10 protein-coding genes are annotated in these 10347 nt (G+C 69.8%); 5 read left to right on the forward strand and 5 right to left on the reverse strand.

The window, feature by feature from the left end; genetic code table 11:
* Nucleotides 1–1197: a PepSY-associated TM helix domain-containing protein gene (locus BLR05_RS07815; RefSeq protein ID WP_092833405.1), complete on the forward strand. Its 1197-nt coding sequence runs from the start codon at nucleotides 1–3 to the stop codon at nucleotides 1195–1197.
* 39 nt (nucleotides 1198–1236) lie between these two features.
* Here the strand turns inward: BLR05_RS07815 and BLR05_RS07820 are convergent, their stop codons facing one another.
* The 3 genes from BLR05_RS07820 to BLR05_RS07830 form a co-directional block, all read right to left on the reverse strand.
* Nucleotides 1237–2748 (reverse strand): tripartite tricarboxylate transporter permease, encoded by a 1512-nt coding sequence (locus BLR05_RS07820; RefSeq protein ID WP_092833475.1) that lies wholly within the window; start codon nucleotides 2746–2748, stop codon nucleotides 1237–1239.
* A gap of 2 nt (nucleotides 2749–2750) precedes the next feature.
* The gene (locus tag BLR05_RS07825; RefSeq protein WP_092833407.1) at nucleotides 2751–3308 is read right to left on the reverse strand and encodes a tripartite tricarboxylate transporter TctB family protein; all 558 of its coding nucleotides are present in this window, start codon (nucleotides 3306–3308) and stop codon (nucleotides 2751–2753) included.
* A 116-nt stretch (nucleotides 3309–3424) separates the two neighbouring features.
* Nucleotides 3425–4384 (reverse strand): Bug family tripartite tricarboxylate transporter substrate binding protein, encoded by a 960-nt coding sequence (locus BLR05_RS07830; RefSeq protein ID WP_092833409.1) that lies wholly within the window; start codon nucleotides 4382–4384, stop codon nucleotides 3425–3427.
* A 129-nt stretch (nucleotides 4385–4513) separates the two neighbouring features.
* Here BLR05_RS07830 and BLR05_RS07835 point away from each other — a divergent pair, with 129 nt between their 5' ends.
* Nucleotides 4514–5200, forward strand: coding sequence for a response regulator transcription factor (locus BLR05_RS07835; protein ID WP_092833411.1), 687 nt, complete (start codon nucleotides 4514–4516; stop codon nucleotides 5198–5200).
* A 22-nt stretch (nucleotides 5201–5222) separates the two neighbouring features.
* Nucleotides 5223–6680: a sensor histidine kinase gene (locus BLR05_RS07840; RefSeq protein ID WP_092833413.1), complete on the forward strand. Its 1458-nt coding sequence runs from the start codon at nucleotides 5223–5225 to the stop codon at nucleotides 6678–6680.
* Between the two features lie 194 nt (nucleotides 6681–6874).
* Here BLR05_RS07840 and BLR05_RS07845 read toward each other — a convergent pair whose 3' ends face one another.
* A complete protein-coding gene (locus BLR05_RS07845; RefSeq protein WP_353615662.1) occupies nucleotides 6875–8830 on the reverse strand; it encodes an aminotransferase-like domain-containing protein in 1956 nt (651 codons plus the stop codon).
* Between BLR05_RS07845 and BLR05_RS07855 the strand changes: the two genes are divergently transcribed.
* The gene (locus BLR05_RS07855) at nucleotides 8818–9414 is read left to right on the forward strand and encodes a chromate transporter (protein WP_092833417.1); all 597 of its coding nucleotides are present in this window, start codon (nucleotides 8818–8820) and stop codon (nucleotides 9412–9414) included. The genes BLR05_RS07845 and BLR05_RS07855 overlap by 13 nt on opposite strands.
* Nucleotides 9411–9995, forward strand: a complete 585-nt coding sequence (locus BLR05_RS07860) for a chromate transporter (protein ID WP_092833419.1) — start codon at nucleotides 9411–9413, stop codon at nucleotides 9993–9995. Before BLR05_RS07855 ends, BLR05_RS07860 begins: the two co-directional genes overlap by 4 nt.
* Before the next feature lie 18 nt (nucleotides 9996–10013).
* Here BLR05_RS07860 and BLR05_RS07865 read toward each other — a convergent pair.
* On the reverse strand, nucleotides 10014–10347 hold a 334-nt coding region (locus BLR05_RS07865; protein WP_143015873.1), incomplete at its 5' end, for a transposase.

Raw genomic sequence — 10347 nt, forward strand, 5'->3', positions numbered from 1 at the left:
ATGACCCCCAAAGCCCTCAAGACCTGGTCCTGGCTACACAAGTGGAGCAGCCTGGTGTGCACCGGGTTCATGCTCCTGCTGTGCCTGACGGGGCTGCCGCTGATCTTCCACCACGAGATCGGCCACCTGCTGGGCACGGAGGTCGAGGCGCCGCCGATGCCGGGGGAAACGCGCCGGGTCAGCCTGGACCGGGTGCTGGAGGTGGCACGCGCGCAGCATCCGGACCGCATCGTGCAGTTCGCGTCGCAGGACGCGGACGACCCCAGCGTGTGGTTCGTCACGCTCACGCACACGCCCGCTCCGACCACCGACTTCCGCTCGGTGGCCGTGGACGGCCGCACCGGCGCCATCCTCGCGCAGCCGCGGTTCGACCAGGGCTTCATGTACGTCATGTACAAGCTGCACGTGGACCTGTTCGCGGGGCTGCCGGGCAAGCTCTTCCTGGGCTTCATGGGGCTGCTGCTGCTCGTGGCCATCGTCTCGGGCGTGGTGCTCTACGCGCCCTTCATGCGCAAGCTGGACTTCGGCACGGTACGCGAGCAGCGCTCCACCCGCGTGAAATGGCTGGACCTGCACAACCTGCTGGGCATCGTCACCCTGGTGTGGGCCTTCGTGGTGGGCGGCACCGGCATGATCAATACCTGGGCCGACCTGGTCATCAAGTACTGGCAGCACGACCAGCTTTCGTCGCTGCTGGCGCCCTATGCGGGCCAGCCCGTCACCCCGCAGGCTGAACGCGGCTCGCTACAGCAATCGCTGGACGCGGCGCTGGAGCGCGCCCCGGGCATGCGCCTGTCTTTCATCGCCTTCCCGGGTACGGCGTTCTCCAGCCCGCACCACAACACCTTCTTCCTGCGCGGCAGCGAACCGCTCACGTCGCGCCTCTACCAGCCCGTGCTGGTGGACGCACGCACCGCGCAGGTCACGGCCGCGCCGGAACTGCCGTGGTACCTCACCGCCCTGCTCATCTCGCAGCCGCTGCACTTCGGCGACTACGCCGGCATGCCCATGCAGATCCTCTGGGCGCTGCTCGACATCGCCACCATCATCGTGCTGGGCAGCGGGCTCTACCTGTGGCTGAAGAAGGGTTCGGGCGCCACGCAGAAGGACAAGCAAGCGGTGTCCCGCCGCCAACGCGACGGGGCACCCGAAGGCGCCCCGCTGGAACCGTCCGCGGCGCGTACCGCGAGGCACTGAACGCAGGCACGACGCGTGCCCCGCGCCACAGGGGGTTGTTCAGGCGGCAGCGACCTGCAGCCGCCGGGCCGCCCAGCCGCGCAGCAGGCGGGGCAGCACCAGCACGGCCACGACGATCACGATGAGCGTGAGCGACATCGGACGCGTCACGAACACCGACCAGCTGCCTTCGCCGATCGAGATCGCGTTGCGCATCTGCGCCTCGGCCAGCGGCCCGAGGATCATGCCGACCACCACGGGCGCGGTGGGGAAGTCGAAGCGGCGCATCATCACGCCCAGCAGGCCGATGCCGTAGAGCAGGAACAGATCGAACGCGCTCTGGCGCATGCCGTAGGCCCCCACCGTGGCGAAGATCAGGATGCCGGCGTAGAGCTGCGGTTTCGGGATCTTGAGCAGCTTCACCCACAGGCCCACCATGGGCAGGTTGAGCACCAGCAGCATCACGTTGCCGATGTAGAGGGAAGCGATCAGCGCCCACACCAGCGCGGCCGAACTGGTGAACAGCTGCGGGCCGGGATTGATGCCGTAGTTCTGGAAGGCGCCCAGCAGCACCGCCGTGGTGTTGGACGTCGGAATGCCCAGTGTGAGCAGCGGGATCAGCGCGGCCGTGACGGTGGCGTTGTTCGCGGCCTCGGGGCCGGCCACGCCTTCGATCGCGCCCTTCGTGCCGAATTCCTCGCGGTCCGCGCCCTTGGCGAGCTTCTTCTCGGTCGCATAGCTGAGGAAGGTCGGGATCTCGGTGCCGCCGGCGGGAATGCAGCCGAACGGCGTGCCCAGCAGCGTGCCGCGCAGCCAGGCGGGCACGGAGCGCTTCCAGTCGCGCGCCGTCATGTGGACCCGGCCCATGGCATTGCGGGTGTCCACCTGGCGGCCTTCATACATGGCGGCATACAGCACCTCGGCCACCGCGAACAGGCCCACGGCCACGAGCACGATGTCGATGCCGTCCAGCAGTTCGGGCTGGCCCAGCGTATAGCGCGCCGCGCCGGAGATCTGGTCCATGCCCACGCAGCCCAGCGCGAGGCCCAGGAACAGCGCCGTGAGCCCCCGCACCGTGCTCTGGCCGAGCACCGCGCTCACCGTGGTGAAGGCCAGCACCATCAGCATGAAGTATTCGGGCGGCCCGAGCTTGACGGCGAACTCGGCCACGGAGGGGGCGAACAGCGTCACCACCACGGTGGCGATGGTGCCGGCGACAAACGAGCCGATGGCCGACGTGGCCAGGGCCGCGCCCGCACGACCGCTCTTGGCCATCCTGTTGCCTTCCATCGCCGTGACCATGCTGGCCGTTTCACCGGGCGTGTTCAGCAGGATGGAGGTGGTCGATCCACCGTACATGGCACCGTAGTAGATGCCGGCGAAGAAGATCATGGAGGCCGTCACCTCCACCTTGGCGGTGATGGGCAGCAGCATGGCCACCGCCACGGCAGGGCCGATGCCTGGCAGCACGCCCACCGCCGTGCCGAGCGCGCAGCCCACCAGGGCCCACAGCAGGTTGGCGGGCGTGGCCGCCGTCGCGAAGCCCTGCAGCAGGGCGTTGAAAATGTCCATCATCACAGCCACCCCGTTTGCGTGAGCCCCGGCAGGTTGATCGCCAGGAATTGCGTGAAGGCCCAGAACACGGGCGCGGAAATCGCCAGGCCGGTGAACACGTCCACCGCCCAGGTGCGCGCGGCGCCCGCGGCCGGCTGGCCGCCCGCGCGGCGCAGGCCCTGCACGGCCAGCACGTAGCAGAGCGTGCAGCTCACGATGAAGCCCACTGTGCCGATGAGCGCGGCATTGAGCAGCAGCCCGGCCGACACCCACACGAAGGCCTGCCTGTCCGCCCGGGCCGCGCCGCCGGGGGCGCCCAGGGAGCGGAAGCCGCCGGACGCCACCTCCCACAGCAGGAAGCCGCCGCAGGCGGCCAGCACGGCCGCGACCAGCCAGGGCAGGAAGTTGGGGCCCACGCCGCCGTAGCCGGCATCGCCGGGGATCTGCAGGGCGCCGGCAGCGAGCGCTGCTGCCACGAGCAGCACGCCGCCGCCCACGATGGTCTGGGCGCGCCGGGACGGGACGGCGCCTTCTTCGCTATCGGCATCCGCCGCGGTAGGTGCAAGAGGCTCTGACATGATGGATGTCCTCGGGAAAGCGGCCGGAGGGCGCAGGCGAGCGCCAACCGGCCACAAGAAGCGGTACGAAAAAAAGGAACGCGGGAAGCACGGCGGGCATGGCGCCCGCCGCCGGGTCAGACCATGCCGGCCTTGACCATGGTGGCGCGCATGCTGGCGAACTCGGCATCCACGAAGGCGCCGAATTCGTCGCCCGCGAGCCAGGCGGCGGTCCAGTCGTTCTTCTCCATGGACTCGGCCCAGCTCTTGCTCTTCGTCGCCTGGGCCACCATGTCGATGAGCGCCTTGCGCTGCGGCGCGGAGATGCCCGGGGGCGCATAGACCCCGCGCCAGTTGCCGATCTCGACGTTGATGCCCTGCTCCTTGAGCGTGGGCACGCTCGAGCCCTTCAGGCGCTGGCCCGAAGTGACGGCCACCGGCACCATCTTCCTGGTGTTGATGTATTCGGCCATCTCGCTGTAGCCGCCACCGCCGATGGTGACGTTGCCGCCCAGGATGGCAGCGACGGATTCGCCGCCCCCACGGAACGCGACATAGTTGATCTTTGCCGGGTCCACGCCCACTTCGCGCGCGATCATGGCCGCCGCGATGTGCTCGGTGGAGCCGCGCGAGCCGCCGCCCCATTTCACGCTGCCCGGGTCCTTCTTGAGCTGCGCGATCACCTCGGCCATCGACTTGAACGGCGAGTTGGCGGGCAGCACGAACACGTTGTATTCGCTCGTCAGGCGTGCGATCGGCGTGGCCTGCGACAGGTTGACCGGCGGCTTGCCGGTGATGATGCCGCCCACCATGACCGAGCCCATCACCATCAGGGAATTCGTGTCGCCCTTGGCGGAATTGACGAACTGCGCCAGGCCGATGGCGCCGGCCGCGCCGCCCTTGTTGTCGTAAGTGACGGACGAGGCCACGCCCGCGTCCTGCATCGCCTTGCCGAGCGCCCGGCCGGTGGTGTCCCAGCCACCGCCGGGGTTGGCGGGCAGCAGCATCCGGATTGCGGCCGCGGCGCGGGCCGGCAGCGGCAGCGCGCCCGCGGCCGCGAGGGCGGCCAGGGATTTGAGGAAGGTATCGCGACGCATGGCTCTTGTCTCCTTGTGGTTTTGCGAACGGGGCCGATGATGCGCCCGCTTCCTGTCAAACGGCTGTCCGCCGACTCAGGGAAAACACCCAGGGGGGCCACGCCCGAGCCCGGTGCTATGGTCCCTCCCATGCAATTGCTTCTCGTGGAAGACGACCCCGCCATGCAGGCCACGCTGCAGCGCTCGCTCGCGCGCCGCGGCATGGAGGTGACCGCGCTCGGCGACGGCCTGGCAGCGCTGGCACATTGGGCTTCGCGCCCGCCCGACGCTGTCGTGCTGGACCTGACGCTGCCCGGGCTGGACGGCCTGCAGGTGCTGCAGCAGGCGCGGGCCCGGGGCCTGCGCACGCCGGTGCTGCTGCTCACCGCCCGCGGCACCGTGGGCGACCGGGTGCTGGGCCTCAATGCCGGCGCCGACGACTACCTGCCCAAGCCGTTCGACCTGGACGAACTGGAAGCGCGCCTGCGCGCTCTCGTGCGACGGCTGGGCGACCTCTCCGAGACGCGGCCGCCCGCGCCCTCCTCCGTGTCCATCGGCGCCATACGCTACGAGAAGGACAGCGGGGCCATCTACCGCGATGGCGAGGTGATGGAGCTGACGCCGCGCGAACTGGCCCTCATGCACGCACTGCTCGCCCAGCCGGGCCACGCCGTGGCCAAGGAGCGGCTGTACGAACTGGTGTTCCCGGGGCAACTGGACGTGCAGTACGAGGCCATCGAGGTGGTGGTGTACCGGCTGCGCAAGAAGCTGGCCGGCACCGGCCTCACGCTCATGACGCTGCGCGGGCTGGGCTACCTGCTCAAGGCCGACGCATGAGGCGCCCACGGGGGGAGGCTGCATGACCCGCGGCCGGGCCGACCGGTTCCAGTCGCTGCGGCGGCGCCTGCTGCTGGGCATCCTGGTGCCGGTGGCGCTGTTCATCGCCTACAACACGGCCAGCCTGTACCGGCAGACGCTGTCGGCCCTGCACACCGCGTACGACCGCACGCTGCTGGCCTCCGCCAAGACGATCGGCGAGCAGATCGACGTGTCGGGCTACGACGGGCAGGCCCGGCTGCGGGCCACCGTGCCCTACTCCGCACTGGAGGCCTTCGAGGCAGACAACCAGAGCCGCATGTTCTACCGCGTGTCGGATCTGCAGGGCGGGCTGGTGTCGGGCTTCGCCGAGCTGCCGTTCTGGCACGGGCGCATTCCCGCGCGGCCACCCTATGCCGCGCTGGTGGACTTCTACGACGACGAATTCCGCGGCCAGCCGGTGCGCGTTGCCGTGCTGCTGCAGCCGGTCGCCAGCCCGACGGGCCGCGGCATGGCCGTGATCCAGGTGGCCGAAACCCTGGAATTGCGCCGCACCCTCGCGCTGCAGATCCTGCAGGCCACCTTCGCCCGCCAGGCCCTGCTGGCGCTGGTGGTCGCGCTGATCGTGGTGCTGGTGGTGCAGTGGGCGGTGCGCCCGGTGCGGCAGCTCAGCGAGCAGTTGCAGACCCGGCCCGAGGACGACCTGCGCCCCCTCGAAGCGCCCGGCGCACTGCGCGAACTGCAGCCCCTGGTCGAGGCCACGAACCACGTGATGGGCCGCCTGGCACACCTGCTGGCGCACCAGCAGCGCTTCGTGCGCGACGCCTCGCACCAGATGCGCACGCCCCTGGCCGTGCTCAAGGTGCAGGTGCAGTCGGCCTTGCGCGGCGACGTGGCGCCCCGACAGGCGCTGCTGGAAATCAGCGACACCGTGGACCGCGCCACGCAGCTCGCCAACCAGATGCTGGCGCTGGCCAAGGTGGAGCAGTTGCGCCAGCAGAGCGCGCCGCCCGTGACCCGCCTGGACGAGGAACTGCGGGCCATCGCGCTGGAACTGTCGCCCCTGATCGCACAGCGCGACCTGGATTTCGGCATCCACACAGAGCCCGCACCCGTGCTGGCCCACGAGTGGATGCTGCGCGAACTGGCCCGCAACCTCCTGCACAACGCGATCCGGCACACGCCCGAATCGGGGGTGCTGTCGGTCGAGCTGGTCACGGACGGGCGCCATGCGGCACTGACGGTGGCCGACAGCGGACCGGGCATCGATGCCGAGCTGGCGCGGCGCCTGTTCCAGCCGTTCTCCGCGGGCGACGTGCGGACCGGCTCGGGGCTGGGGCTGGCCATCTGCCAGGAAATCGTGTGGGCGCTGAGCGGGCAGATCGAACTGTCCAACCGCATGGAAGGCAGCCGCGTGGCCGGCCTCGATGCGGTGGTGCGGCTGCCGCTGGTGCGGGACGGCCATGCGCCCGGCACGGAGAGGAAGAAGCCGGCGCCCTGACGATGGCCCAAAGAAATGCCCGCCACGAAGGGCGGGCCCAAGTCGGGCAGGCATTGGCGGCCTGGTCACAGCCCGAGTTCCGGGGAAGGCGCCATGGCGCCCGCCCGGTAAAGCCGATTGTGGCCATGCCCCTTACGCGTGGCTGACAGGGCGCACGGCGGCCGGGCAGCCGCGTGCGGCGGGCACCGCCCCCATCAGGGAATGCCGGCAGGGGGAGCCGCGCGCCCGGTGCTGGCGATGGCATCGGCGATCCGGTCGAGCAGGGCGTGGTCAGTCCGCGCGATGTTGAGGCGCATGTGCGAGCCCGTGCCGTCGCTCATGAACACTGTTTCGCTCGCGACCATCACGCCTTGAGCGGCCAGCGCCTGCCACACGGCTGGGCCATCGACCCCTTCGCCCGGCGACATCCACAGATACATGCCCGCCCCCGTCTCGATGGCCTGCCAGCCACGCGCACGGATTTTCGCCAGCAGCGCCTTACCGCTGGCAGCCAGCTTTTTCTGCAGCCTCCCGCAATGCTGCTCGTAGTCCCCCTCGGTGAGCGCATGGCACACGATCTGGTCCGTGAGCAGCGAGGAATGGATGGAGCCGACCGAACGCATCAGCAGCAGGCGCTCCAGGCACCGGTGGCTGGCGACCAGGAACCCGCACCGCAGGGCGGGCGCCACGGTCTTCGAGAAGCTGCCGATGTGGATCACCCGCTCGAAGTGGTCCAGCGCTGCCAGGCGCGTGACCGACTCCAGCTTGCTGCGCGGAAGCAGGTCGCCGTAGGTGTCGTCGTCCACGATCCACATGCCGTATTGCTCCGCGAGCTTGAGCAACTGGTGGGCCTTGCGCGGCGACAGGCTGGTGGATGTCGGGTTCTGCAGCATCGAGCTGCAGAAGAACGCCTTGGGCTGGTACTTCTCGCACAGTTGCGCGAGCTGCTCCAGATCCGGGCCATCGTCCAGGCGGCGCACGCGAAGGATCCAGACTCCGCTGGCCAGCAGGCGCTGGGTGTGGATGTACGGCGCCGGCTCCTCCACCACCGCGTATTGGCCCTGGTAGAGGAATGACCAGTCCACCAGGTCGACGGCATCGGTGGCGCCCGCCGTGCTCACGATCTGGTCGGGCGTGGCGCCGATGCCGGCCATGCTCAGCTTGGCCACCAGGGCTTCGCGCAGCGGCAGCCATCCCCGGCGGTCGGCATATTCGGAAAGATGCACGTGCGGTCGGGCCGCCAGCGACCGCAGGGCACCGGACAGCACCTCGGTGCCGATCCACTCGGCGGGCAGCGTGCCGAGTGCGGAATCGCCGTCGGCCCCTCTGGAATGCAGGAGGTGATCCCAGGCATTCTGTGCCGGCGGCCCGTTCCACCGCTGCGGCGGAGCCGGCTTGCCCACCTGGAGGGCCTCGGTCGATACATAGAAGCCCGAGCCACGGCGCGCCTCCAGGTAACCCGCCGCCGCCAGCTTGTCGTAGGCGCGCAGAACGGTTTCATTGCTGATGTCCATGCTGGCTGCCATCGCGCGTACCGACGGCAATCGTATGCAACACAAATCCCATCTGTTCAGATTAATTTCGCCAACCATGTCCTTCCGGAGGATTTCCGCCATGTTGTCCACCACCTCCCCCGATGCTCCGCCCGGCTCCGTTCCGCTCCACCGCCCTCGCACTGCCGGCATGCCGTGCATGCCCAGCAGCAGGGGCAGCCTGCCGCAGCAGCGCAGGCCGCCGCGCAACGGGACTTTTCCATTCCCGCGGGCCCCCTCTCGGCCGCCCAGGCCGCCATCTCGGGCAACGGCCTGACCATGAACACGGGGCCGGACGGCTCGATCCGCGTCTTCGTGCAGCAACTGGCGGCCGTGGCCGTCACCGCCGGAGACCCAGCAGTCCGACACGGTCGAGGACGCACTCAGGAACGTGGCCGGCGTGGTGACGATACCGGCCACGCAAGGGGGCAGCGGTTTCGGTTCGCCTTCCCGCCGGACGAGCGCGGCCACCGGGCCCGCCGGTGGCTCCTGGAGCACCCGGCCCATCGTCCGGTGAGCGTGTTTTCCGCCCCACGGCAAGGCCGCGGGAAGCCGGCGGAAAAACGCGCTACGGCGTACGATGCGGGCCGTCACGGCCCCTGCCTGCCCGCATTCCCGCTCCGCCCATGCAGCTCCCATCCGATCCCGATACCCCCGGCCACCCTCCAGAGCGCCCCGCCCCGCGCCACTGCAAGGAGCTGTTCTGGTCCTTCACCTGGCTGGCCCTGCAGGGATTCGGAGGCGTGCTCGCCGTGGTGCAGCGCGAGCTGGTGGACCGCAAGGGCTGGCTGACCAATGAGGAATTCATCGAGGACTGGGCCGTGGCCCAGATCCTCCCGGGGCCCAACGTGGTGAACCTCGCCGTGATGGTGGGCGACCGCTACTTCGGCTGGCGCGGCGCGCTGTCGGCCCTGGTGGGCATGCTGCTGATGCCCCTGCTGGTGCTGCTGTGCCTCGCAGTGGCGTATGCGCGGTTCTCCGCCCACCCGGCCGTGGCGGGTGCGCTGCGCGGCATGGGTGCCGTAGCCGCCGGCCTGGTGGCCGGCGTGGCGCTGCGCATGGCGGTGGCGCTGCGCACGCACCCGCTCGGCGCCACCGGGGGCGTGGTGCTCGCCGCGCTGACGTTCGTGGCCATGGCGGTGCTGCAATGGCCCCTGGCCGCGGTGCTGCTCGCGATCGGCGGCGCGGCCTGCGCAGTGACCTGGCGGAAGCTGCCCGCATGACGCCCCCCGCCACCCTTGCGCTGCAGCCGGCCGACTGGCTGCACCTGTTCTCGTACTACCTTTCGCTGTCCCTGCTGACCGTGGGCGGCGCCATCGCCACTGCACCGGACATGCACCGCTTCCTCGTGGACCGGCACGCCTGGCTCACCGACCCGCAGTTCAACGCCTCCATCGCCATCGCGCAGGCAGCGCCCGGCCCGAACGTGCTGTTCATCGGGCTGCTGGGCTGGAACGTGGGCCTCAACGCGGGCGGCTGGGCCCTGGGCCTGCTCGGGATGGTGCTCTGCCTCGTGGGCATCATGCTGCCCAGCAGCCTGCTCACCTGGGCCGCCGCGCGCTGGGCGCACCGCCACCGCGGCATGCGGGCCGTGCGCGCCTTCAAGCAGGGCATGACGCCGGTCGTGCTGGGCCTGCTGCTGGCCACCGCCTTCGTACTCTGCAGCGCGCACGGCGGCATCGCGCAGAGCTGGCGGCTGTGGATCGTCTCGGCGGTGTGCATGCTGCTGGTCTGGCGCACGCGCATCCACCTGCTGTGGCTGCTGGGTGCGGGCGCCGTGCTCGGGGCGCTGGGCTGGATCTGACAGGTTCTTAGAGCCTGTTTACGATCTTCGACACAGCAAAGCCAAGAATGCCAAGTGGACGAACTGCAAGCTGGTGTTGAGCAACCTCTCGCAGTTCTTCCATAAACGCCTGTTCTTGTCCAACCAGGCAAAGCTGCGCTCCACCACCCAGCGCTGAGGCATCACCTTGAACGCGTGCAACTCGCTTCGCTTGGCGATCTGAACGGTGACGTGCTCGCCCAGGATCTCTTGCACGCCCAGGGCGAACGGCTTGCCCACGTAGCCGCTGTCGCACAGCAGGCTTCGCACCCTGCCCAGCGCAGGTTGGCAGCGCTGCAGCGCCTGCAAGGCTCCTTTGCGGTCCGTCACTTCT

Source organism: Paracidovorax cattleyae (assembly GCF_900104515.1).
Taxonomy (GTDB): Bacteria; Pseudomonadota; Gammaproteobacteria; order Burkholderiales; family Burkholderiaceae_C; genus Paracidovorax; species Paracidovorax cattleyae.